22 protein-coding genes are annotated in these 22,971 nt (G+C 60.2%); 11 read left to right on the top strand and 11 right to left on the bottom strand.

Annotated elements, in window-relative coordinates:
• The first annotated feature begins 55 nt into the window (after nt 1-55).
• The 3 genes from rsmI (at nt 56) to gshB (ending at nt 2,280) form a co-directional block, all read left to right on the top strand.
• Nucleotides 56-913 (top strand): 16S rRNA (cytidine(1402)-2'-O)-methyltransferase, encoded by an 858-nt coding sequence (rsmI, locus tag ACR0JF_RS11880; RefSeq protein WP_170661162.1) that lies wholly within the window; start codon nt 56-58, stop codon nt 911-913.
• Between the two features lies 1 nt (nt 914).
• Nucleotides 915-1,286, top strand: a complete 372-nt coding sequence (locus ACR0JF_RS11885; protein WP_170661161.1) for a YraN family protein — start codon at nt 915-917, stop codon at nt 1,284-1,286.
• A 61-nt stretch (nt 1,287-1,347) separates the two neighbouring features.
• Nucleotides 1,348-2,280 carry a glutathione synthase gene (gshB, locus tag ACR0JF_RS11890; protein WP_170378897.1) on the top strand — a complete coding sequence of 311 codons (933 nt, stop codon included), beginning with the start codon at nt 1,348-1,350 and terminating at the stop codon, nt 2,278-2,280.
• A gap of 197 nt (nt 2,281-2,477) precedes the next feature.
• On the opposite strand, the gene ACR0JF_RS11895 is transcribed toward gshB, so the two are convergent.
• From ACR0JF_RS11895 to cobU, 4 genes are read right to left on the bottom strand one after another with little or no spacing between them, the layout of a single operon-like run.
• Nucleotides 2,478-3,992, bottom strand: a complete 1,515-nt coding sequence (locus ACR0JF_RS11895) for a YifB family Mg chelatase-like AAA ATPase (protein ID WP_170661160.1) — start codon at nt 3,990-3,992, stop codon at nt 2,478-2,480.
• 47 nt (nt 3,993-4,039) lie between these two features.
• A complete protein-coding gene (locus ACR0JF_RS11900; protein WP_170661159.1) occupies nt 4,040-4,924 on the bottom strand; it encodes a glutathione S-transferase in 885 nt (294 codons plus the stop codon).
• A 58-nt stretch (nt 4,925-4,982) separates the two neighbouring features.
• Entirely contained in the window at nt 4,983-5,561 is a 579-nt protein-coding gene (locus tag ACR0JF_RS11905) for a histidine phosphatase family protein (RefSeq protein WP_170661158.1), read from the bottom strand.
• Nucleotides 5,558-6,079 carry a bifunctional adenosylcobinamide kinase/adenosylcobinamide-phosphate guanylyltransferase gene (gene cobU, locus ACR0JF_RS11910; protein ID WP_170661157.1) on the bottom strand — a complete coding sequence of 174 codons (522 nt, stop codon included), beginning with the start codon at nt 6,077-6,079 and terminating at the stop codon, nt 5,558-5,560. Before cobU ends, ACR0JF_RS11905 begins: the two co-directional genes overlap by 4 nt.
• A gap of 99 nt (nt 6,080-6,178) precedes the next feature.
• Between cobU and ACR0JF_RS11915 the strand changes: the two genes are divergently transcribed.
• The 6 genes from ACR0JF_RS11915 to ACR0JF_RS11940 all read left to right on the top strand — a co-directional run bounded on the left by ACR0JF_RS11915 (nt 6,179) and on the right by ACR0JF_RS11940 (nt 12,737).
• The gene (locus ACR0JF_RS11915; protein ID WP_170378887.1) at nt 6,179-7,057 is read left to right on the top strand and encodes an RNA polymerase factor sigma-32; all 879 of its coding nucleotides are present in this window, start codon (nt 6,179-6,181) and stop codon (nt 7,055-7,057) included.
• Entirely contained in the window at nt 7,054-7,878 is an 825-nt protein-coding gene (locus ACR0JF_RS11920) for a ChaN family lipoprotein (RefSeq protein ID WP_170661156.1), read from the top strand. The genes ACR0JF_RS11915 and ACR0JF_RS11920 overlap by 4 nt, the downstream gene beginning before the upstream one ends.
• 63 nt (nt 7,879-7,941) lie before the next feature.
• Entirely contained in the window at nt 7,942-9,138 is a 1,197-nt protein-coding gene (gene coaBC / locus ACR0JF_RS11925) for a bifunctional phosphopantothenoylcysteine decarboxylase/phosphopantothenate--cysteine ligase CoaBC (RefSeq protein WP_170661155.1), read from the top strand.
• 16 nt (nt 9,139-9,154) lie between these two features.
• Entirely contained in the window at nt 9,155-9,610 is a 456-nt protein-coding gene (dut, locus tag ACR0JF_RS11930) for a dUTP diphosphatase (RefSeq protein ID WP_170661154.1), read from the top strand.
• Entirely contained in the window at nt 9,610-10,659 is a 1,050-nt protein-coding gene (locus tag ACR0JF_RS11935; protein ID WP_170661153.1) for a molybdopterin-synthase adenylyltransferase MoeB, read from the top strand. The genes dut and ACR0JF_RS11935 overlap by 1 nt, the downstream gene beginning before the upstream one ends.
• Nucleotides 10,660-10,721: 62 nt before the next feature.
• On the top strand, nt 10,722-12,737 hold the full coding sequence (locus ACR0JF_RS11940) for a M3 family metallopeptidase (RefSeq protein ID WP_170661152.1): 2,016 nt from the start codon (nt 10,722-10,724) through the stop codon (nt 12,735-12,737).
• A 28-nt stretch (nt 12,738-12,765) separates the two neighbouring features.
• On the opposite strand, the gene ACR0JF_RS11945 is transcribed toward ACR0JF_RS11940, so the two are convergent.
• The 6 genes from ACR0JF_RS11945 to ACR0JF_RS11970 are packed head-to-tail and all read right to left on the bottom strand — an operon-like array spanning nt 12,766 to nt 19,333.
• Nucleotides 12,766-13,698 carry a 2-hydroxyacid dehydrogenase gene (locus ACR0JF_RS11945; RefSeq protein WP_170661151.1) on the bottom strand — a complete coding sequence of 311 codons (933 nt, stop codon included), beginning with the start codon at nt 13,696-13,698 and terminating at the stop codon, nt 12,766-12,768.
• A 15-nt stretch (nt 13,699-13,713) separates the two neighbouring features.
• On the bottom strand, nt 13,714-14,853 hold the full coding sequence (rodA, locus tag ACR0JF_RS11950) for a rod shape-determining protein RodA (RefSeq protein WP_170661150.1): 1,140 nt from the start codon (nt 14,851-14,853) through the stop codon (nt 13,714-13,716).
• Nucleotides 14,850-16,799: a penicillin-binding protein 2 gene (mrdA, locus tag ACR0JF_RS11955; RefSeq protein ID WP_170661149.1), complete on the bottom strand. Its 1,950-nt coding sequence runs from the start codon at nt 16,797-16,799 to the stop codon at nt 14,850-14,852. The genes rodA and mrdA overlap by 4 nt, the downstream gene beginning before the upstream one ends.
• Nucleotides 16,796-17,332 (bottom strand): rod shape-determining protein MreD, encoded by a 537-nt coding sequence (locus tag ACR0JF_RS11960; protein WP_170661148.1) that lies wholly within the window; start codon nt 17,330-17,332, stop codon nt 16,796-16,798. The genes mrdA and ACR0JF_RS11960 overlap by 4 nt, the downstream gene beginning before the upstream one ends.
• Nucleotides 17,325-18,227 (bottom strand): rod shape-determining protein MreC, encoded by a 903-nt coding sequence (gene mreC, locus ACR0JF_RS11965; RefSeq protein ID WP_170378866.1) that lies wholly within the window; start codon nt 18,225-18,227, stop codon nt 17,325-17,327. Before mreC ends, ACR0JF_RS11960 begins: the two co-directional genes overlap by 8 nt.
• Nucleotides 18,228-18,286: 59 nt before the next feature.
• Complete coding sequence (locus tag ACR0JF_RS11970) at nt 18,287-19,333, bottom strand: rod shape-determining protein (RefSeq protein ID WP_039523195.1); 1,047 nt, start codon at nt 19,331-19,333, stop codon at nt 18,287-18,289.
• A gap of 155 nt (nt 19,334-19,488) precedes the next feature.
• Here ACR0JF_RS11970 and ACR0JF_RS11975 point away from each other — a divergent pair, with 155 nt between their 5' ends.
• Complete coding sequence (locus ACR0JF_RS11975; protein WP_170661147.1) at nt 19,489-20,274, top strand: 23S rRNA (adenine(2030)-N(6))-methyltransferase RlmJ; 786 nt, start codon at nt 19,489-19,491, stop codon at nt 20,272-20,274.
• Nucleotides 20,275-20,441: 167 nt separating this feature from the next.
• On the opposite strand, the gene ACR0JF_RS11980 is transcribed toward ACR0JF_RS11975, so the two are convergent.
• On the bottom strand, nt 20,442-22,010 hold the full coding sequence (locus ACR0JF_RS11980) for a 2-isopropylmalate synthase (protein WP_170661146.1): 1,569 nt from the start codon (nt 22,008-22,010) through the stop codon (nt 20,442-20,444).
• A gap of 291 nt (nt 22,011-22,301) precedes the next feature.
• Here ACR0JF_RS11980 and ACR0JF_RS11985 point away from each other — a divergent pair, with 291 nt between their 5' ends.
• A complete protein-coding gene (locus ACR0JF_RS11985) occupies nt 22,302-22,967 on the top strand; it encodes an SDR family NAD(P)-dependent oxidoreductase (protein WP_170661145.1) in 666 nt (221 codons plus the stop codon).
• The last annotated feature ends 4 nt before the right edge of the window (nt 22,968-22,971 follow it).

The raw sequence follows: 22,971 nt of genomic DNA on the forward strand, positions 1-22,971 counted from the left end.
ACGCTGCTGTTCTATCGAGCCGCGATAATAAACGTCACGCTGTGAGGGTCCAGCTTTGAATTTCCAAAACATAAGTTTGGCTGCTGGCCTGTATTTTGTTGCCACTCCGATCGGTACGGCGCGCGATATTACGCTCAGAGCGTTGGATGTGTTGGCCTCGGCCGACATGATCGCGGCAGAAGACACCCGTAGTCTGCGTAGGTTGATGGAAATCCACGGTATCCCCTTGGGCGGGCGGCGCATTCAGGCCTATCACGACCACAGCGGAGCGGGCGCACGCGGCAAGATCATGGATGCTTTGGCTGCAGGGCAATCCGTTGCCTATGCGTCCGAGGCCGGTATGCCGCTAATCGCCGACCCGGGCTACGATTTAGGGCGGCAGGCGGCCGAGGCCGGGCACACCGTTACTTGCGCACCGGGCCCTTCCGCCGCGCTGACGGCGCTGACGCTGGCGGGTTTGCCAACGGATGCGTTCTTTTTCGCGGGTTTTTTGCCGAATGCGTCTGGCGCTCGTCGCAGCCGAATCGAGGCGTTGCGGGATATTCCCGGAACACTGGTGTTCTACGAATCACCCAAGCGCGTCGCTGGATGCTTGTCCGATCTGTCCGACATCCTCGGCTCCGACCGGCAGGCGGCTTTGTGCCGCGAACTGACGAAGAAGTTCGAGGAAGTCCGACGTGGCTCTTTGCAAGACCTGGCAGAGGCCTACCGAGACCAAACCCCCAAGGGTGAGGTCGTTCTGCTCGTGGATCGCAGCCATTCGCCAAGCGTTAACGAATCTGAGGTAGAAGAGGCATTGAAACAGGCCTTGCAAACCCATTCGGTTCGGGATGCGGCGGATTTGGTGTCAAAGATGTATGAACTTCCCAGACGTCCCATTTACCAGCAGGCTCTCAAACTGGGAAAGGGATGACATGACGCAGCGTGCGGTGCGGGGGTCGGTATCTTATCATGCAGGGCAATCTGCGGAATTGCGGGTTGCAGCCGACTATGAACGCCGCGGATTCTCGATCGCTCACAGACGCTGGCGCGGTGCCGGGGGTGAAATTGACCTGATTGCGCGGGGTGACGAAGGGCTCGTTTTCATTGAGGTCAAGAAAAGCGCCAGTTTTGATATGGCCGCGGCTCGGATCACCCCACGGCAGACCCAGCGTATCTGCGCATCAGCGGCGCAGTTTCTTGAAAATGAACCCGGCGGGCAATTGACGAATGTTCGGTTCGACGCGGCGCTGGTCGATGGCACGGGCGCTGTTCAAATCATCGAAAACGCCTTCGGACCGACCTAAGCCCCATTGAACCCCTCGGCCTGCTGCGCCATGTATCTGGCGTGAAGTTGAGGGACATGCCATGAAAATCGCCTTTCAAATGGACCCGATCGGGGCCGTGGATATCAACGCCGACAGCTCTTTCCGCCTCGCGGAAGAGGCACAGGCCCGCGGGCATGAGCTGTTCTTCTACGGGCCGGATCAATTGGCCTATCAGGAGGGGCGGATCACCGCGCGAGGACAAGACATGCAGGTTCAGCGCGTTGCCGGAGACCCCGCGGTCCTCGGTCCCGAGCGTGAAGTTGATCTGGCTGAGTTTGACGTGGTGTGGCTACGTCAGGACCCGCCGTTCGACATGCATTACATCACCTCAACGCATCTGCTGGATCGGTTGAAGGGGCAAACTTTGGTGGTCAATGACCCGTTTTGGGTACGCAATTACCCCGAGAAACTACTGGTTCTGGATTTCCCCGAATTGACCCCTCCGACCACGATTGCGCGGGACATGCAGACCATCAAGGCCTTCAAGGACAAGCATCAGGACATCATCCTGAAACCTCTTTATGGAAATGGAGGGGCTGGGGTGTTCCGGTTGGATGCCAATGACCGCAACCTGACCTCGCTGTATGAGCTGTTCACCGGATTCTCGCGCGAGCCGTTGATCGTTCAGAAATTCCTGCCAGATGTGAAGAACGGCGACAAACGTGTGATTCTCGTGGATGGAGAGCCGGTGGGTGCCATCAACCGCGTCCCGGCCGAAGGTGAGACGCGTTCCAATATGCATGTTGGCGGGCGACCCGAAAAGATCGGTTTGACCGAGCGGGATCTCGAAATCTGCGCGGCCATAGGCCCTCTACTAAAGGAAAAAGGCCAGATTTTTGTCGGGATTGATGTGATCGGAGACTACCTGACCGAGATCAACGTCACCTCCCCCACCGGTATTCAAGAGCTTGAGCGTTTCAACGGTGAGAACATCGCCGAAAAGATCTGGCAGGCAATCGAGGCTAAAGTCTAAGCGATACAGGCGTTGGGCGGCGCTTAGGTGTTGGATGCGGTCCGTTCATTGGAATGCACGGTCGCACTGAAGGTCGAGTTCCTCGCTTGAACATGGCGTAAGCGGTAAGCTACCGGACTTGTCTAGGACGACGGCAATGATCAGTTCCGCTGTAGCTTGTATCCCATTCGGCCTAGCAAAATACTGTGGGCGAACATTTAAGCCATGGCCCGTGCGCTGATCCGAAAACTTAGCGCTTCTGCCACGTGCGGTCGCCGGATATCAGCGGAGCTATCCAGGTCGGCTATGGTTCGCGCGACCCGTAGGATGCGGTGAAAGGCGCGCGCTGACAGGCCGAACCGGTCGGCGGCCTTGAGCAGCAGCTCTTTGCCCTCAGCATCTGGGGCGGCGACCTCTTCCAGTAATTTACCCTCGATATCAGCGTTTTGACGTACGCCCTTGTGACCTTCAAACCGAGCAGCCTGAACGGCGCGGGCCTGCTCCACACGCGCGGCCACGGTGGCCGAACTGTCGCCAGACGGCGGCAGATCAAGGTCGGTGAACGCTACCGGAGGCACTTCGATGCGCATATCGAACCTGTCCATCAAAGGGCCGGAGATGCGGTTCAGGTAGTCTTCGCCACAGCCCGGTGCGCGGGAACAAGCGCGGGACGGATCGGTCAGGTACCCGCATTTGCACGGGTTGGCTGCCGCGACCAGCATGAAACGGCAGGGGTACTTCACATGGGCGTTGGCGCGGGCGACCATGACCTCTCCGGTTTCGATCGGTTGGCGAAGGGTTTCCAAAACGGTGCGAGGGAATTCGGGGAACTCGTCCATGAACAACACCCCGTTATGGGCCAGAGAGATTTCTCCGGGTTTTGCACCGCGTCCGCCGCCGACAATCGCCGCCATCGAGGCGGTGTGATGCGGTTCGCGAAAGGGCCGCGTCCGGTTGATGCCGCCTTCGTCCAATAACCCACAGAGGGATTGGATCATCGACGTTTCCAGCGCCTCGACCGGGGTCAAAGGCGGCAGGATGCCGGGCAGGCGCGCGGCGAGCATGGATTTGCCCGATCCCGGCGTGCCGATCATGATCAGGTGGTGACGCCCTGCCGCAGCGATCTCTAGTGCGCGTTTGGCGCGTTCCTGTCCTTTGACGTCGCGCAGATCGCGGGTGTTGGAGGACAGGCTGACTTCGCCCGGCGTGGCCGCTGCCAATGGGGCCTGGCCCGAGAAATGGCGCACCACGTCACCCAGCGAACCGGCTCCGATGACCTGAGTGGCGTCCACCCATGCAGCCTCGGCGCTTGAGGCGCGGGGGCAGAGCAGGGCGCGATCCTCGGCCGCCGCTGTCATCGCGGCGGGCAAAGCGCCTACGACCGGAACCAGCGACCCGTCCAAGGATAATTCGCCTAACGCAACAGTGCCCTCGGCCGCGTCTGCTGGGATGATCTCCAAAGCGGACAGGAGGGCGACGGCGATGGGAAGGTCGAAATGGCTGCCCTCTTTGGGCAGGTCAGCGGGGGACAAGTTGATGGTGATCCGCTTTGACGGCAAGGCGATGGCCATGGAACCAAGCGCGCTGCGCACTCGATCTCGCGCCTCGGATACCGCCTTGTCCGGCAGACCGACGATTGAAAAGGCGGGTAGGCCCGGTGAGACGGCGCATTGCACCTCGACCGGGCGGGCATCAACCCCTTGAAACGCAACCGTGTGAGCGCGGGCAACCATGGCAATCCTGTTCTTGGTTAACAGGACGTTGCTGCCATGGCCGAGGTTTAAGAATGGTTAACGGCTGCGCGCATTGCGGTGAATTTGGGCCATGCGCCCGGGTCGGCGACTGTTTTGTCGCGGCAGAACGTGTTGCAGAACCCCCAGCGATGGCCCTCAAGGTCGAGGAAATCGGTGACCGGATCGCCGGAATACGGACAGTGCGCGTTGACTGAAGGGCCTTCGTCGGCGGGTCGTGCCTCGGACGGTTCGCCAGCTGGCCAGTGGGCCGAAGGGGAATATTCTGGGTAGGGATACGGATTGTATTGAACCGTCAGCCCCATCGCGCGCCATTGTCGGACCGATGTATCCGACAGCAAGCTTAGGCAAAAGTTGCGATTTTCGGCTGAGACCGGCAGATCATACCCAATGATTCGCGCCGCGACAGGGGTGTAGAAGACATCGGCCAGCGAGTAGGCTCCGAATAACGGACCCTCAGACGCGCCTGAGATCGCCCGGGCATGCGCCCAAAGAGTCTCAATCCGTGAGAGGTCTTTCAAAGTATCCTCTGACGGTTGGAAACCCTTCCAAACATGCGCCAACTGCATCGGGCATTCCCCGCGCAGTGCGGTAAAACCCGCGACCATTTCGGCGCAGAGCCAACGGGCGGTTGCGCGCGCGGCTAGGTCTGATGGCCAAAGGCCAGCTTCGGGGTGCCGTTCAGCCAATGTCTCGGCCATCGCGAGGCTTTCGCCCACAACCGTACCATCGGGCAGACGCAAAGCAGGGACCAGACGGGCCGGGGCAAGGGATTCCATATCCGCGGCCATGGTGCCGGAATAGAGGCCAACCAAATGGCTGCGATAGGGCAGGCCGAACTTCTCGAGCATCAACCAGCCGCGCATGGACCAGCTGGAAAACAGGCGGTCACCGATAAAGAGATCATAGGTCATGATCAAAGGATGACGGAGCCAGAAGCGCTCGTAAATCAGTGATTTGTGACCTGCTGGATCACGGAAGATGATTGATGGCGCCGACGGACCATTCGCCCGCGTTATAGGCGATCTGGGTAACCGATAGGTTGTCGATCCGGTGTGAAAACGCTTGTTGCGCCTCAATATTCAAAGCGCGCTGTACTTGCGTCAGGATCACTCCGAAATGGGCAACAATGACGAGATCCGCACCCGCATGTGCGGCCATCAGCGTATCCACGGTTTTGTCTACCCGCGCACGGACGTCGTTCCAGCTTTCTCCGTTCGGAGGGCGCACTTCGCCGGGATTGTCCCAATAGGCAAAGGCAAGCTCGGGGTCTTCGGCTTCGATTTCGGCGAAACCGCGCAGCTCCCATGTGCCGAAGTTGATCTCGCGCAGGTCAGGATGGTGGGGCAGGCGCAGGCGCTGGCCTTGGATCGCCGTTGCCGTATCCGCCGCGCGCGACAGGTCGGATGAGACAACAACCGCGTCCGCAGGGATGTGATCGTGCAACCGCTGCAACGCGGCCTGATCGCTTAGATCAGCGGGTAGATCGGACCAGCCGACCATCGTTTTGGCATGGGTAGGACCGTGGCGGACCAGGTGCAGGCGCGTCATGGAAAGTGTCCCTTCAAGACCATGGGCAGCCCCGCGGTTACCTGAACCACTTGGTCGGCCTGTGCTGCTAGCGCGATGTTCAGCCGGCCCTGTGCCTCACGGAACCGGCGGGCGAGAGCGTTTTCGGGCACGATGCCGTGACCAACCTCATTCGAGACGATAACAAGCTGCGCCGGGCAGCTGCGCAGGGCGCTCAGCAGTTGGGCTTGGGCCTGATCCAGATCGTTCTCGGCCAGCAGATGATTGGTTAGCCACATCGTGGCGCAATCAATCAGGCAGGCTTGGTCAGGACTCAGTTCCGCCAAAACCGGGGTAAGGTCCATCGGTGCCTCGATGGTTTCCCAGCCGGACCCGCGTTGTTTAATGTGGCGATCGACCTTTTGCTGCATCTCGCCATCAAACACTTGTGATGTCGCAAGATAGAACCGGTTTTTCCCAGAGGATACAACCAGTTGTTCGGCATAGGCCGACTTACCTGATGCAGCCCCTCCCAACACAAAGGTTAAATTGGCGGTCACAATTCTTACCTTTCTGGTGATCCACTTGGTGATGATCTGCGTATCGACCCTAAGTCGGCAAGGCAAGCCCGGCTGATGCCTGCAAAAAGGGAGAGTTTCATGGCACTGGACAACGCATCCGATTTCTCGATGTCCCGCAAAGCGATGAAGGCCGAACTGCTGGACGCGGAAACCGAATTGCAACTGGCCTACGCGTGGCGCGACAATCGTGACGAACAAGCGCTGCACCGACTGATCACCGCCTACATGCGATTAGCTATTTCGATGGCGGCCAAGTTCAAGCGCTACGGTGCACCGATGAATGATCTGATCCAAGAGGCCGGTCTTGGATTGATGAAAGCCGCCGACAAGTTTGACCCGGATCGCGGCGTACGGTTCTCGACCTACGCGGTGTGGTGGATCAAGGCCAGCATTCAGGACTATGTGATGCGTAATTGGTCGATGGTGCGGACCGGTTCGACCTCATCCCAGAAATCTCTGTTCTTCAACATGCGCCGCGTTCAGGCCCGGTTGGAACGTGAAGCCGCCACCGAGGGGCAAGAGCTGGATCGTCACCAGTTGCACCAGATGATTGCGACGGAAATCGGTGTGCCCTTGCGCGATGTCGAGATGATGGAGGGGCGTCTGTCCGGCTCGGATTTTTCGCTCAACGCGGTGCAATCGGCCGATGAAGATGGGCGTGAGTGGATTGATGCGCTGGAGGATGATCGTGAGCAGGCCGCCGAGGCGGTTGAACATCGCCACGACACCGAGCAGCTGCGCGAATGGTTGCTGATGGCAATGCAATCCCTCAATGACCGCGAAAGATTTATCGTGCGTGAACGAAAGCTGCGCGAACCGGCCCGGACCCTTGAAAGCTTGGGGAATGAGCTGGGTCTATCGAAGGAACGTGTACGCCAGCTTGAGGCCGCAGCCTTCACCAAGATGCGCAAGAACCTTGAAGCCCAATCGCGTGAGGTGCAACACTTCATCGCATGACAAGATTTGCGATTCTGTTGTGTGTGCTGGTGTTTACAACCAGCGTGGCGCGCCCGGTCCAAGCCGGTGAGTTGATCCCCGAGGATGTCCTGGCAGCCATGCAGGACTCAGATGTGGTGATCCTTGGTGAAATCCACGACAATCCGCGTCACCACCTTGTACAAACCGAGGCGTTGGGCGCGATTTCTCCGTCGGCTGTGGTATGGGAAATGGTAACCGAAGAAGGCGCGCAGCGTCTGGCGCAGACCGCCGCCTCCAACCCTGAAGAATTGTCACGGATCCTGCGCTGGGCGGAATCGGGTTGGCCTCCTTTGAGCATGTACTACCCAGTCTTTCAGGCGTCGGACGCGCCGGTCTATGGCGCCATGGTTCCACGTACAGCCGCACGCGCCGCGATGGAGAAGGGCGCGGCTACAGCCCTTGGTGCAGATGCCGCGCGGTATGGCTTGACCGTTCCGCTGTCGCCCGAAGATCAGGCCGCGCGCGAGGCGGATCAACTGGCCGCCCATTGCGATGCTCTGCCAGCCGAAATGTTGCCGCAAATGGTCTCGATCCAACGTCTGCGAGACGCGGTGCTGACCCGAGCAATCCTGCGCGCCGACGAGGAAACCGGTGGTCCGATTGCGGTGATCACCGGCAATGGCCACGCGAGAACCGACCGGGGCATCCCGACCTTTCTGTCGCGCCTGAAGCCAGGGCTGAAGGTCTTTGTTCTGGGTCAGTCCGAAGGGGGAGTGATCGACGGGACCTTTGATGCGGTGATCGATAGCCCGGAAATCGAGCGTGAGGACCCTTGCAAAGCGTTTGAGACGCAGAATTAACCGCTGGAACTACCCGGTGGCCTTGCCTAATGTCAGGACCGACCGGGACGGGAAGGGCTGAACATGCTGGCATCCAAACGCATTCTGCTGATCATCGGCGGTGGCATTGCGGCCTATAAGTCGCTCGATCTGATCCGACGGCTGCAAGAGCGTGGGGCTACAATCACGCCGGTGCTGACCCGCGCTGCCGAGGAGTTCGTGACGCCACTGTCAGTCTCTGCGCTTGCCGGACAAAAAGCCTATCGAGATCTCTTCGACCTGACCGATGAGGCCGAGATGGGGCATATCCAGCTGTCACGCTCGGCTGACCTGATCGTGGTTGCCCCCGCTACGGCGGATATGATGGGCAAGATGGCGGCAGGATTGGCTAACGATCTGGCCTCGACCCTGCTGATGGCCACTGACACGCCCGTTCTGTGTGCGCCCGCCATGAATGTGCGCATGTGGGACCACCCGGCGACCCAGCGAAATCTAAAACAGTTGCAGCAGGACGGCATACGCTTTGTAGGACCCAACGAGGGCGACATGGCCTGTGGCGAATATGGCCCGGGCCGGATGTCCGAACCGCTAGAAATCGTTGCTGCCGTTGAGGCGCAACTGGCCGACGGGCCGTTGAAGGGTAAACGCATCCTTGTGACCTCCGGCCCGACGCATGAACCGATTGATCCAGTGCGCTACATCGCCAACCGCTCATCCGGGGCGCAGGGGGCTGCCGTTGCCCGCGCCTTGGCGGCGCTTGGGGCCGAGGTGGTTTTTGTCACAGGTCCCGCCGACGTTCCACCGCCCCAAGGCGTGCAGGTCGTGCAGGTTGAGACAGCACAGCAGATGTCTGACGCGGTGGATGCGGCGCTCCCTGTGAATGCAGGTGTGTTTGCCGCCGCAGTCGCCGACTGGAAAGTGGCCACCGCCTCGGATCGCAAATTGAAGAAAAGCCGCGATGGCCTGCCCTCTCTGGAGTTCGCCGAGAATCCCGACATCCTGAAACGCGTCTCGCAGATGGGTGCTGGTCGCCCTGATCTGGTTGTAGGCTTTGCAGCGGAAACCGACGACGTGATCGACAACGCAACGGCAAAGCGCACGCGCAAAGGATGCGACTGGATCGTGGCAAACGACGTCAGCCCGGCAACCGGCATCATGGGGGGCTCGGAAAATGCGGTCGTCCTGATCTCGGATCAAGGGGCCGAGAGCTGGCCGCGCATGGGCAAAGACATGGTCGCCACGCGTTTGGCACAAAAGATCGCCGACGCGCTGGCCGGATAAGACAGAAGGAATACAGATGGTAGCTATCCGCGTGATTCGGGAAGTGGGTGCAGACGTTTCTGTGCCCCTGCCGTCATATGAGACCTCGGGCGCGGCCGGTGCTGATGTGCGCGCCAACCTGCCCGAAGGCGCGTCGATTTTCCTAGAGCCGGGGCAGCGCGCCCTTGTCCCCACCGGCCTGCGAGTCGAGATCCCGGCGGGCTATGAGGTTCAGGTCCGCCCGCGCTCCGGGCTGGCCTTGAAGCACGGCATCACCCTGCCCAACACGCCGGGGACCATCGACAGCGACTATCGCGGCCCGCTGGGTGTGATCGTTATGAACGCCGGGCAAGAACGGTTCGAGGTCACCCACGGAGAACGCATCGCGCAGCTTATCGTAGCGCCTGTCGTGCAAGCCACGTTCGAGCTGACCGAAACCCTTGGCGAGACCGAGCGTGGCGCTGGCGGGTTCGGCTCAACCGGGCGCGGCTGATGCTGCTGGTTCTGGTCCTTGCCGCGGGTCTTTGGGGCGTCGGCTATATCGCGGGCGTGTCCCGCACGGCGCGTGTGACCTCAGTCAGTGTGCTTATGGCCGGTGTGATCCTGTCGCATCTGGTTTTGCCAAGCGGTCATCCCCTGCGCGAAGCAACCGGAGGATCGGCGGCGCTGTGGCTGATGCTGGCCGGAGCGGCTGCTCTGGTCATGGTCTATGGCAAGGGGCTGAAAGCGCTGCGAAACCGGGCGCAGCCCGAAGCGGATCAGGCCGAGGTCAAACCCTCGGACCGGTTCACTGAGACAGAGCTAGACCGCTATGCCCGCCACATCGTTCTGCGCGAACTGGGTGGACCGGGGCAGAAACGGTTGAAAAAGGCGCGCGTGCTGGTGATTGGGGCCGGGGGTCTCGGCGCACCAGCCTTACAGTATCTGGCTGCAGCGGGTGTGGGCACGATCGGAGTGATCGACGACGACGTGGTCGAAAACGCCAATCTGCAGCGTCAGGTCATCCACCGCGATGCCGATATCGGAATGCCCAAAGTGTTCTCGGCCCAGCAAGCGATGGAGGCACAGAACCCCAACGTCACTGTCCTGCCCTACAATCGGCGTCTGAGCGAGGATATCGCGAACGACCTTTTGGGCGACTTTGATCTGATCCTGGATGGTACCGACAATTTCGAAACCCGCTATTTGGCCAATCGCACGGCCGTTGCGTTGGGCAAACCGCTGATCTCGGGCGCACTGTCGCAATGGGAAGGGCAGCTGAGCGTCTTCGACCCGGCCAAGGGTGCGCCCTGCTACCAGTGTATTTTCCCCGAAGCTCCGGCAGCCGGTCTTGCCCCGTCCTGTTCCGAGGCAGGCGTGATCGGCCCCTTGCCGGGAGTGGTTGGGTCCATGATGGCGGTTGAGGCGATCAAGGTGATCACCGGGGCCGGCCAAGCGCTGCGCGGCGAGATGCTTATCTACGACGCGCTTTATGGGGAAAGCCGCAAGATCACCCTCTCCAAGCGCTCTGACTGCCCGATTTGCGGCGCCGGTGGTGAATAAACGCCGTGTTGCTCTGGATCATCTGACCGGCCCTTCTTAGGTTGTGGGCAAAGGAGATCTGAATGACCAACCCGATCCTGTCCGACTGGACCACTCCGTTCGAACTCGCCCCTTTTGCCAAGATTTCGGACGACGATTTCGCCCCCGCTTTGGATGAGGCGCTGCAGGCGCATAGCGCGCAGATTGACGCGATCGCCGCAAACGCTGAAGCCCCAAGTTTCGCCAACACGATCGAAACACTTGAGGCGGCGGGTGAGCAACTGGACAAAGTGCTGTCGGTTTTCTTCACAGTTGCGGGTGCGGACAGCAATCCGAAACGAGAAGAGCTACAGCGAGAGTTTTCGCCAAAGCTAGCGGCGCATTTTTCGGGGATATCCTCGAACAAGGCGCTGTTCAAACGTGTGGCGGACCTGTGGGCGCGGCGCGATGATTTGGGCCTAAGTGACGAACAGGCGCGCGTGCTGATGCTGTCTCATCGCGGTTTCGTCCGGGCTGGTGCTGCGTTGGAGGGCGAGCAGGACGCCCGAATGCAAGAGATCAAGGCGCGGCTGGCGTCACTGGGAACATCCTTCACCCAAAACCTGCTGGCGGATGAGCGCGACTGGTTCATGGACCTGTCAGAGGATGACCTGCAGGGCCTGCCGGATTTCGTCGTGGATGCCGCACGCGCGGCGGGTCAGGAAAAGGGCGCCGCTGGTCCCGTTGTCACCCTGTCGCGGTCGATCATTGTGCCGTTCCTGCAATTTTCCCCCCGTCGCGACCTGCGGGAAAAAGCCTATCGCGCCTGGACTGCGCGCGGGGCGAATGGTGGTGAGACCGACAACCGCGACATCGCCGCCGAAATCCTGAGCCTGCGCGAAGAACGCGCCAAGCTGTTGGGCTATGACAGCTTTGCTGACTACAAGCTGGAAACAGAAATGGCCCGCTCGCCCGACCGTGTCCGCGACCTGCTGATGCAAGTGTGGGAGCCTGCGAAGGCGCGTGCCGACGCAGATGCCGAGGTTCTGACCGCAATGATGCAGAAGGATGGCGTGAACGGCTCTCTGGCGGCGTGGGATTGGCGCTACTACGCCGAGAAACGCCGCAAGGCCGAGCATGATCTGGATGAGGCCGCGCTGAAACCCTACCTGCAACTGGACCGGATGATCGAGGCCTCGTTCGCCTGCGCCAATCGTCTGTTCGGGTTGGAGTTCAAACCGCTGGACGTGCCGCTTTACCACCCCGATTGTCGGGCGTGGGAGGTGACGCGCGACGGCAAGCATATTGCGGTCTTCATCGGTGACTATTTCGCACGCGGGTCCAAACGGTCGGGCGCATGGTGCAGCGCGATGCGGGGGCAGGCGAAGTTCCCCAAGGAGCAGGCTCCGGTCGTGATCAACGTATGCAACTTCGCCAAAGGCGATCCGGCTTTGTTGTCCTATGACGACGCGCGCACGCTGTTCCACGAGTTCGGGCACGCCCTGCATCAGATGCTGTCGAATGTGACCTATGAAAGCATCTCGGGCACGTCCGTGGCGCGCGACTTTGTCGAACTGCCAAGCCAGCTTTACGAACATTGGCTGGAGGTCCCCGAGGTTCTGGCCGAGTTCGCCACCCACGCGGACACAGGCGAGGCAATGCCGCAGGAAATGCTGGAGAAAGTGCTGAAAGCCGCGAATTTCGATCAGGGGTTCCAGACGGTGGAATATGTCGCCTCGGCTTTGGTTGATCTGGTCTTCCATGAGGGCGCGGCCCCGGCGGATCCGATGGCGAAACAGGCCGAGGTCCTGGAAAGCATCGGCATGCCCGCAGCCATAGGCATGCGCCACGCGACCCCACATTTCGCGCATGTTTTCGCGGGCGATGGCTATAGCTCGGGCTACTACAGCTACATGTGGTCCGAAGTGATGGATGCCGACGCATTCGAGGCCTTTGAAGAGGCCGGAGGTGCATTTGATCCCGAACGCGCCAAAGCTCTGGAAGACAACATTCTCTCCACCGGCGGCTCGCGCGAGGCTGAGGAGCTGTATCTGGCCTTCCGGGGCCGGATGCCGGGTGTCGAAGCTTTGTTGAAAGGGCGTGGCCTGATCGCAGCTTAAACCGTTATCCCCCGGTCCTTGGGGGGGATCAATATCCCAGCTGGCGATCCACCAGATGCACAAACGGCTCGCCAGCTTCCCCGCGCCGGATATTTTCGACGATCACCTGCGCCGCCGTGACCGGTCGGGTTTCCGAGGCGATATGCGGCGTCACCGTCACGTTCGGATGCGCCCAGTAGGGGTGATCCGCGGGCAGAGGCTCAACCCGGAACACATCCAGCGTGGCATGTCCAATCTGGCCTGTGTTCATCGCCTTTAATAGCGCCTCATCGTCGATCAGAGGCCCACGCCCCGGATTGATGATCCGCGCGCCTTTGGGCATCAGCGAAAGGGTTTCGGCGTTCAGAGTGTTCTCGGTCGCCGGTGTGTCAGGCAGCAAGAGAACGGCGATCTCGGCCTTTGACAGAGCCTCTCGCAACCCATCTTCGCCGCTCAGGCAGGTTACTCCGGGGACGGCTTTGGGGGTGCGGCTCCATCCGGTGACTTTGAAATTCAATGCCGCCAGCGCTTGGGCAGCCTCCTGCCCCAATGCGCCAAGGCCCAGAATGCAGACCTGACGTTCGTTCGCCAATGGTGGCGCGTCAGGCGTCCACACACCGTCTTGCACTTTGATGTGCTGGTCCATCCCCAGATGATAGCGCAGCACATGTCCCACGACCCATTCGGTCATGCCTTGGGTCAGCCCGTGATCCACCATCCGCGCCAGTGGCACGGTCAGCGTTTCGTTCCCTGCGATCTTCTCAACCCCAGCCCAGAGGCTGAGAACCGCTTTCAGCTGGGTATAGGGCGTGAAATCCAGCAGCCCGCCGCTTGGGGCGTAGACGATGTAGTCCACCTCATCCTCGGGGAATTCGGTTGCAAGATTGAACGCGACGCCTGCCTTTTGCAGCCCCTCGGTCAGAAGCGGCTGGTACACCGGCCAAAGCTCAGGACGTGCGGAGAACAGGACATTGACGGGCATGGAGGGGCTTTCCGATCAGCGGGGGCGGTGGATATGGGCGCTTTGCACAACGCCGAAGGCGGCCATGAGGACCAGCATGGCCGAACCGCCATAGCTGACCATAGGTAGAGGCACCCCGACAACCGGAGCCAGCCCCATCACCATCGACATGTTGACAGCAAAGAACAGGAAGAAGTTCAGCGCGATCCCCATGGTAACCAGCGATGAGAACCTGTCTTTGGTCGACAGGGCCGTAACCATGCAAAAGATCAGGATCAGCGCGTATAGCAGTAATAGGGTGATACCGCCGACAAAGCCGAACTCTTCGGCCAATGTGGTGAAGATGAAATCGGTGTGTTTTTCAGGCAGAAAGTTCAGCCGCGATTGCGTGCCCTGCATGAACCCCCGCCCATTCCATCCACCGGATCCCAGGGCGATCTTGGACTGGGTGATGTGATAGCCAGCGCCCAGAGGGTCAGTTGACGGGTCAAGAAACGTGTCAATCCGGCGGAACTGGTAGTCTTTGAGTAACTGCCACTCGGTCCCCCGGCTATTGAAAACGGCCGCAATCAGGCCAACGACCGCGGCGATCACGGCGGCGAAATAGGCCCAGTGGACCCCTGCCAGAAACATCAGCCCTCCACCAGCGGCCAGCAGCAGGATCGATGTCCCAAGGTCTGGCTGGCGCAGTACCATGAAGGTGGGGATCAGGATCAGCACAACCGGGATCAGAACCCAAATCGGGCGCGAGGTTTTTTGCGAGGGCAGCCAGTCGTAATAGGCCGCCAGCAGCATCACCAGCGCGACCTTCATCACCTCGGACGGCTGAAGGCGCATGAACCCAAGGTCGATCCAGCGCTGTGCACCCATGCCGATGGTACCGAACAGTTCAACAAAAATCAGCAGAGCTATGGATCCCAAATAGGCTACCACCGACATGTTGCGCCAGAACCAGATCGGGACCAGTGCGACGATAAACATTACCACAAGGCCCAGCCCGAAACGTTCGATCTGAGGCTCGGCCCATGGCATCCACGAGCCACCCGCCACCGAGTACAGCATCAGGAACCCGGCACTGGCCGTGCTAATCAGCAACAGCGTCAGTGGCCAGTTCATATACAGGAATTTACGGAACCCCGATGGCGTGGATTTGACCGCATATTCAAGATAGCTCATGCGCGGTCCTTCTCGCTGGGGCGCGCTTTGGGGCGGCGGTCGCCCTCGAGCCGTTTCTGCTGTTCTTTGATGCGCTCTCGATCTCCGGCCGGGTAGGCCTCGAGCGGGGGCGTGCCGTTGTAAAGCGCCTGTAGCATGATGTCGCGCGCGACCGGGGCCGCCGCCTTGGAGCCACCGCCGCCATGTTCGACGACCACCGCGATGGCGTATTTGGGCTTGTCGTAAGGGGCGAAGCTGACGAACAGCGCATGGTCGCGCCGTTCCCATGGCAGGTCCTCATTGCGGATCACACCTGCGGCACGTTCCGCTTTGGTGATGTTGCGTACCTGACTGGTGCCGGTCTTGCCCGCCATGCGCAGGTCATCGGCGATGATCCGGCTGCGATAGGCCGTGCCGCGCCGGTCGTTAGAGACCGACCACATTGCCTCGCGAATGTACTTTAGATTGGCCGGTTTGATATCAAGTGGCTCACCTGCGCCGGTTGGCTGTTCGACGCCATCGATTGAACGAACCAGACGGGGTGAAACAGCGCGTCCTGTGGCGATCCGGGCGGTCATAACCGCAAGCTGCATGGGCGAAGCCAGCATGAAGCCCTGCCCGATTGAGGCGTTTGCCGTGTCGCCGCTCAGCCATTCCTCACCATGGGTTCTCAGCTTCCACTCCTGATTAGGCGCCAAACCTGCCCGAACGGCGGACATGGGGATGTCGTGCTTGATGCCCAGCCCAAGGGTTCGCGACATTTCCGAGATTTTGTCGATGCCAACCTTCAACGCCACGTCGTAGTAATAAACGTCGCAACTGCGTTTAAGCGACGTATTGAGGTCGACCGTGCCGTGCCCGCCGCGCTTCCAGCAGTGGAAGCGGCGGCTGCCGACCTTGAGATGGCCGGGGCAGTACACGGTGTTGCCGGGGCCAACGACACCGGCCTCAAGCGCGGCCAAGGCGGTGACCATTTTGAAGGTCGATCCAGGCGGATAAGTGCCCTGAACCGTCTTGTTGGCCAGGGGGCGGTATTTGTCCTGCGTGAGGATCTGGTAATCCGCGACCGAAATACCGCGCACGAACAGGTTGGGATCGAAGCTGGGGGCCGAGGCCATTGCCCGCAGATCGCCGGTTTCGCAATCAATGACAACGGCGGCGGCGCTTTCTCCGGCCAACCTCGCCTGCGCATATTGCTGCAGGTCCGCGTCGACTGAGAGTTGCAAATCGGCGCCCGGTTGGCCTTCCTGCCGGTCCAATTCGCGCATGACGCGGCCGGTGGCGTTAACCTCGACCCGCTTGGAGCCTGCTTTGCCGCGCAGGTCGATCTCTTGCTTGGCCTCAAGGCCGACCTTTCCGATCTGGAAGCGGGGAATGCGCAGCACTGGCTCGGGGTCTTCGATCTGGCTGAGGTCATAGTCGCTGACCGGGCCGACATAGCCGACGATATGGGCGAAATCCTCGTAGCGCGGGTATTGCCGGGTCTGGCCGACCTCGGGCGTGACCCCTGGTAGGGCGGGCGCATTGACGGCGACTTTCGAGATATCCTCCCACGTCACCTGATCGACCAATGTGACCGGCAGGAACGGGGCCGAGCGGCGCATTTCCGTGCGCGCGCGCTCAATCTCATCCTCGTTCAGCGGGATCAGGTCCGAAAGTTTGGCGATCACCTTGTCGATGTCACCGGCATCCTCGCGCACAATTACGATGCGGTAGGACGGTGAGTTCTGCCCGATGATCTGCCCATTGCGGTCATAGATGCGCCCTCGGGTCGGAGGGATCAGGCGGATATTGATGCGGTTTTCTTCGGCCAGAAGGCGATATTCATCCGCTTGGTCGACCTGCATATACCGCATACGCGCGGCCAGCCCGCCAATGAAAACCGCCTGCAAACCGCCCAGCAGCAGAGCCCGCCGGGGCAGACGTTTATAGGCGACACCTTCGCTTTTGATCTTGCGCTGTTTCATGCACGCGCGCCCGCAGCACTGGCATCCGCGGCAGAGACGCGGCGCACACCGAATACACTCTGAGACAGCAGAACAATGACCGGATAGGCCAGAATTGTCAGCACAAGCTGGATCAAAACCGGTAACAAAGCCGCCTGATCAACAGACAGGATTGCAAGGATGACCCGGTTGCCCAGAAAGACGCCTGCAACGACTGCTGTGACCGACATCCATTCCGCCACAAAGCCCGCATCTCGCATCCCCGGTGCCGCAGACCGCAAGTAAGCCGCTCCAAGCACCACCAAAGCGGCCATCAGACCTGGCGGGCGTTGCAGCAGCAAATCAGCCAGCAACATGACCAAAGCGACCAGAACGGTCGGCACATAGTCCGGCTGCCGAAGCACCCATGCAAAGGTCAGAACGATCAGAAAATCCGGAAAAGGCCAGCGATCCGGCTGCGTATCCAGCGGCAGAAGATGCAGGAACAGTACAAATACAGCTAGCCCGCCGTAGAGACCGCGCATTGCCCATTTGTGAGAGGCTGGTTTATCCATCGCCAGCTTCCTCAGACGACAACGAAGCAGCGGGGCGTGAGGGGCCGACGATCTGACCCGGATCGCGGATCGTGGGGGCCGAGTTGTAGCGAAGAACGCGCAGGAACTCCAACCGTTCGAAATCGGCGGAGAGGCGCACGCGCAGGCGACCTCCGGGGTCTGCGGCGATCTGGCCGATCAGCAAACCTGCCGGAAACACGCCGCCATCGCCCGAGGTCACGACCCGGTCGCCGGGGCGCACAAGCTCACGGTTTTCCAGAAACTCGACGGATGGGGCCGGGGTATTGTCGCCCGTGATCAAAGCGGTCTGGCCCGAGGGCTGGATGGTTGCGGGAATGACGCTTGAGGCGTCAGTCATCAGAATAACGCGCGCTGTATCCGGCCCAACACCCGAGATACGGCCAACTAGCCCGATCCCGTCCATCGTGGCCCAGCCATCGACGATCCCGTCTCGCTCTCCTACATTCAACAGCACCGACTGACGGAAGGGAGAGCCGCTATCGGCCATCACAACGCCGGTGACATAGGTCAGGCGAGGATCAAGCCGCACATTGTTCAAATCCAGAAGCCGCGCGTTTTCCTGTTCCAGCTGCAACGCGGCCTCTTTCCAGGCGCGCATCAGCCGCAGTTCCGAGCGCAGCTCGCGGTTCTGCTCGCTCAGGCTCTGATAGCTTTGGAAATCACGGAACAGGTTGACAGTTGCGGTGACCGGAACCATGGCCCAATCCATCGAGGGCACAACAGCATCCACAACCTGTGCGCGGAACCGTTCAACCCGAGGGCTGTCGATCCGCCAGACAATGAAGATGCCCAGCAGGCACAGCACAACGATCCCCAGAAGCAGACGGCGCAGTGGGGCCGTGTAGTCATCGCGCTGTGATCGGTCTTTTGCCACAGGTTACCTTCCCGTGCTGCTCGGGCCGAGTTTACCCTATTTTTTAAAGGGTGCGCGCCTTAGCTTTCGTAGTCAATCGCGTGGCGCAGCTGTTTTTCGTATTCTAGCGCCTTGCCGGTACCCAAAGCCACACAATTCAGGCTTTCATCGGCAATCGACACGGCCAGACCTGTCTGTTCGCGTAGCGCAAGATCCAAATCACCCAGTAGCGCTCCGCCACCGGTTAGCATAACGCCGCGATCCACGATATCTGCTGCCAGATCGGGGGGTGTGGTCTCTAGCGCCGTCATCACTGCCTCGCAGATTTGCTGGACGGGTTCCGACAGCGCCTCGGCGACCTGAGCCTGACTGATCTCGATTTCTTTCGGCACGCCGTTCAGCAGGTCGCGACCGCGGATATGCATCGACTGGCCGCGGCCGTCGTCGGGCATGCGCGCGGTGCCGATGGTGGTCTTTATGCGTTCAGCGGTGGATTCGCCGACCAGAAGGTTCTGCTGACGACGCAGGTACGAGATGATCGCCTCGTCCATGCGGTCTCCACCCACGCGGACCGAGCGGGCATACACGATATCGCCCAGCGACAGAACCGCGACCTCGGTGGTACCGCCGCCGATATCGACAACCATGTTGCCGGTCGGATCGGTGATTGGCATGCCTGCCCCAATCGCCGCTGCAATCGGTTCGGCAATCAGACCCGCGCGGCGCGCGCCTGCGGACAGAACCGACTGACGGATTGCACGTTTTTCAACCGGGGTCGCGCCATGCGGGACGCAGACGATGATCTTTGGCTTCGAGAAGGTCGAACGCTTATGCACCTTGCGGATGAAATGCTTGATCATTTCCTCGGCGGTGTCGAAGTCGGCAATCACGCCTTCGCGCATTGGGCGAATGGCCTCAATGGATCCCGGCGTCCGACCCAGCATCAGCTTGGCGTCTTCGCCAACCGCCAAAACCTTTTTCACGCCGTCCTTGACGTGATAGGCCACAACCGAGGGTTCAGACAGGATCACACCGCGCCCCTTGACGTAGACCAGCGTGTTTGCCGTTCCAAGGTCGATAGCCATGTCCGCTGTGAACAGGCCGCCCAGATTGCCAAAGATCCCCATGTTTCCCCTGATCCTGTATGTCGGTTTTTCTACTGCCCGCGACTCGACGGTTCCGGGACGGATGACTTATAGGGTGCCAACTCGCCCGGTAAAAGGGCTGATTCCGCGGCAATCAGCACCTTTTCGCCTCATTTGCAGGGACTTTAGAAGGCAATATGCTCTCATATCAACATATTTACCACGCCGGGAATCTGGCTGATGTGCAAAAGCACGCGTTATTGGCATGGACGCTGTCCTATCTGACCCAAAAGGACAAACCGCTGACCTATGTCGAAACCCATTCGGGACGTGGGCTTTACAGGCTAGATTCAGATGAGGCGCGCAAGACCGGAGAAGCAGCCGCCGGGATCGAGCGGGTGCAGCGTGGTGCATGGTTTGGCGATGATCATCCGCTGGCGCAGGCGATCGAGTTGACCCGCGCGCGTTTTGGAGAGGCCAGCTACCCCGGATCGCCCCTGATTGCGGCTAGTTTGTTGCGGTCGCAGGACAGTCTTCACCTCGCCGAATTGCATCCACAGGAGTACGCGGCATTGTCGCTGGCAGAGCCAGGGGGCAATGCGCGCGTCTACAAGCAGGACGGGTATGAGCTGGCGCAGTCCCTGCTGCCGCCGACGCCCAGACGGGGTATGCTGTTGATTGACCCCAGCTACGAGGTGAAGGCTGAATACGACCGCCTGCCGGGGATCATCGCCAAACTGCATCGCAAGTGGAACGTCGGTGTGATCGCCTTGTGGTATCCGATCCTGAAAGATGGCCGTCAAAAGCCGATGGTGGATGCGCTGACTTCGCAGGTTTTCCCGAAAGCGTTGAAACATGAGGTGACATTCCCCGCAGTGCGCAAAGGGCATGGGATGGTCGGGTCTGGAATGTTCGTTATCAACGCGCCCTTTGGGTTGGATCAGGAAACCCACAGACTGTCTGCTTTGTTCAAAAAACTTTGAGGTCTTGGAGAGGAGCAAGCAAAGCTCCCGCCCCGTTTGCCTGCATCAAAGATGCCGTCAAACGTTTTGGGCCCGACAGCGCGCTGCAGGCGCGCTGTCGGGCCCAAAACCCAAGGTGGGTCTCGGCGAAGCCGGGCCGCCGCGGGTGCGGGAGCCCTTTGCCGTTTCTAGGTCAGGTCTTTGTAGCTGATCTCACGCGTGTCTACGCCGGGGCCGGTTTTCTCGCGACGAACGATCAGGCGGTTCAGCGCGTGGATATAGGCCTTGGCTGACGCAACGACAGTGTCTGTGTTGGCCGATTGGCCCGTTGCGATCATGCCGTCCTCGCTCAGGCGGACCGAAACAGTGGCTTGCGCGTCGGTGCCTTCGGTGACGGCATGGACCTGATACAACTGCAAACGGGCGGTGTTGGGATAGATCGCGCGGATCGCTTTGAACGTTGCATCCACAGGCCCGTCGCCATGTTCAGTCGCGATGATGTCCTTGCCGTCCATCTCAAGCTCAACGGTTGCTTCGGCCTGACCGCCGGTGCCGCAGGTCACTTTCATCGAGACGAGCTGCAGGTAGTCGTCATGCTCGTCCATGGTCATCAACGCGATGAGGTCATCGTCGAATACCTCTTTCTTGCGGTCGGCCAGATCTTTGAACCGCACGAAGATGTCCTTGAGCTGGTTATCGCCCACATCAAAACCCAACGTCTCAAGCTTGTCGCGCAGCGCGGCGCGGCCTGAATGCTTGCCCAAGGGCAGAGAAGTCCCTGAGAGGCCGATATCCTCGGGGCGCATGATCTCGAAGTTTTCGCGGTTTTTCAGCATGCCATCCTGATGGATGCCGCTTTCATGCGCGAAGGCGTTCTTGCCAACGATGGCCTTGTTGAACTGAACGTTGAAGCCCGACACGGTCGCCACGCGGCGCGAGATATGCATGATCTTGGTGGTGTCGATGCCTGTGTGCCATGGCATGATATCGTTGCGGGTGCGCAGCGCCATCACAACCTCTTCCAAAGCCGTATTGCCCGCCCGTTCGCCCAGACCGTTGATGGTGCATTCTATCTGACGCGCACCACCTGCAACAGCGGCCAGAGAGTTCGCGGTCGCCATGCCGAGGTCGTTGTGGCAGTGGGTGGCAAAGATCACCTCATCCGCGCCTGGTACGGTCTCGATCAGGCGTTTGATCAGGTCGGCCGACTCCACTGGGGCGGTGTAGCCCACTGTGTCAGGGATGTTGATCGTGGTTGCGCCTGCTTTGATCGCAATCTCGATTACACGGCAGAGGTAGTCCCACTCGGTCCGCGTCGCATCCATCGGCGACCACTGAACGTTTTCACACAGGTTGCGCGCATGGCTGACGGTTTCGTGGATCTTCTCGGCCATCTCGTCCATCGTCAGGTTCGGAATGGCGCGGTGCAAGGGGGATGTGCCGATGAAGGTGTGAATACGGTTCTTCTCGGCGTGTTTTACAGCCTCCCAGCAGCGGTCGATATCGGCGAAGTTCGCACGGGCCAGACCGCAGATACGGCTGTTTTTCGAACGTTGCGCGATTTCGGAAACGGCCTTGAAGTCGCCCTCGGATGCGATGGGGAAACCGGCTTCGATAATGTCGACGCCCATTTCGTCCAGCAGCTCGGCAATCTCGAGCTTTTCGTCATGGGTCATGGTTGCGCCGGGGCTCTGCTCGCCGTCGCGCAAAGTGGTATCGAAGATCAAGACGCGGTCTTGGTCGGTCACGTTGGTCATGGGGTTCTCTTTCTTCTTCTGTCCTAAAGCCTCTTGGCGCGCTGGCGTCCTCCTCTGAGCGGGCGCGCCGGATGGCACGCTCAGAGGCGGATTAGGATCAGTAGGCCACGCAGCGATGCACCGCGAAGGGCGGTGTCGGCAACAAGGATATCTGCGCGGTTGATCATGAGGATGAGGTTATACCCAGCTTGCGCGGAATGAAAAGAACCAAAATGAGGGCGTGTTCCTTTCTGTGCGAATTCTTGGAGACCTATCATTGATCCAACCATCGCCGCCGCTAGGTAGTGAAACATGAAAACAGCTTTGGTTATAGGCGCCTCTGGCGGAATTGGTTCGGCGCTTTGCACGCGTCTCGATGGGCAGGGCATACAGGTTACCAGCCTGTCCCGGTCTGTTGAGGGGTTTGATCTGACCCAACCGGACGAGGCTTTGCAGATGTTGGATGACCTGCCTGATCCGTTCGATCTGGTTTTGGTCGTCTCCGGCGCGTTGGAGGTCAAAGGGGCGGAGCCGGAAAAAACGATCCGAGCTGTATCGGCGCAGGCCATGATGGATCAGTTTGCGTTGAATTCGGTTGGTCCGGCCTTGGTCCTCAGCCGTGCGCACAGGTTGCTACCACGAGACAGGCGATCTGTTTTTGGTGTTCTGTCGGCGCGTGTGGGTTCGATCGGAGACAACCGGATCGGAGGTTGGATCAGCTACCGGGCCGCAAAAGCTGCTGTGAATCAGATCGTCCACACCTCGGCCATTGAGCTGTCGCGCACGCACAAACAGGCGATCTGTGTGTCTTTGCATCCCGGCACCGTCAAAACGGGTTTCACGCAAAAATACCTTGGTCGGCATCCGGCGGTGGAGCCTGAAGAGGCCGCTCAGAATTTGCTAAACGTTGTCAACGGCCTAACGACCGATGACACGGGCGGGTTCTTCGATTGGGCTGGAAAATCCGTTCCGTGGTAGTGGG

The organism is Ruegeria sp. BG11, from assembly GCF_056538565.1.

Excerpts from the sequence above, each read along its gene's own strand:
- ACR0JF_RS11900 (WP_170661159.1), bottom strand. The coding sequence starts at position 4,924 with ATGACCTATGATCTCTTTATCGGTGACCGCCTGTTTTCCAGCTGGTCC.
- ACR0JF_RS11895 (WP_170661160.1), bottom strand. The coding sequence starts at position 3,992 with ATGGTTGCCCGCGCTCACACGGTTGCGTTTCAAGGGGTTGATGCCCGC.
- ACR0JF_RS11985 (WP_170661145.1), top strand. The coding sequence starts at position 22,302 with ATGAAAACAGCTTTGGTTATAGGCGCCTCTGGCGGAATTGGTTCGGCG.
- rodA (WP_170661150.1), bottom strand. The coding sequence starts at position 14,853 with ATGAGCTATCTTGAATATGCGGTCAAATCCACGCCATCGGGGTTCCGT.
- ACR0JF_RS11920 (WP_170661156.1), top strand. The coding sequence starts at position 7,054 with ATGACAAGATTTGCGATTCTGTTGTGTGTGCTGGTGTTTACAACCAGC.
- ACR0JF_RS11940 (WP_170661152.1), top strand. The coding sequence starts at position 10,722 with ATGACCAACCCGATCCTGTCCGACTGGACCACTCCGTTCGAACTCGCC.
- ACR0JF_RS11905 (WP_170661158.1), bottom strand. The coding sequence starts at position 5,561 with ATGACGCGCCTGCACCTGGTCCGCCACGGTCCTACCCATGCCAAAACG.
- ACR0JF_RS11885 (WP_170661161.1), top strand. The coding sequence starts at position 915 with ATGACGCAGCGTGCGGTGCGGGGGTCGGTATCTTATCATGCAGGGCAA.
- mrdA (WP_170661149.1), bottom strand. The coding sequence starts at position 16,799 with ATGAAACAGCGCAAGATCAAAAGCGAAGGTGTCGCCTATAAACGTCTG.
- ACR0JF_RS11945 (WP_170661151.1), bottom strand. The coding sequence starts at position 13,698 with ATGCCCGTCAATGTCCTGTTCTCCGCACGTCCTGAGCTTTGGCCGGTG.
- ACR0JF_RS11980 (WP_170661146.1), bottom strand. The coding sequence starts at position 22,010 with ATGACCAACGTGACCGACCAAGACCGCGTCTTGATCTTCGATACCACT.
- gshB (WP_170378897.1), top strand. The coding sequence starts at position 1,348 with ATGAAAATCGCCTTTCAAATGGACCCGATCGGGGCCGTGGATATCAAC.
- ACR0JF_RS11975 (WP_170661147.1), top strand. The coding sequence starts at position 19,489 with ATGCTCTCATATCAACATATTTACCACGCCGGGAATCTGGCTGATGTG.
- ACR0JF_RS11935 (WP_170661153.1), top strand. The coding sequence starts at position 9,610 with ATGCTGCTGGTTCTGGTCCTTGCCGCGGGTCTTTGGGGCGTCGGCTAT.
- dut (WP_170661154.1), top strand. The coding sequence starts at position 9,155 with ATGGTAGCTATCCGCGTGATTCGGGAAGTGGGTGCAGACGTTTCTGTG.
- ACR0JF_RS11960 (WP_170661148.1), bottom strand. The coding sequence starts at position 17,332 with ATGGATAAACCAGCCTCTCACAAATGGGCAATGCGCGGTCTCTACGGC.
- ACR0JF_RS11970 (WP_039523195.1), bottom strand. The coding sequence starts at position 19,333 with ATGGGGATCTTTGGCAATCTGGGCGGCCTGTTCACAGCGGACATGGCT.
- coaBC (WP_170661155.1), top strand. The coding sequence starts at position 7,942 with ATGCTGGCATCCAAACGCATTCTGCTGATCATCGGCGGTGGCATTGCG.
- ACR0JF_RS11915 (WP_170378887.1), top strand. The coding sequence starts at position 6,179 with ATGGCACTGGACAACGCATCCGATTTCTCGATGTCCCGCAAAGCGATG.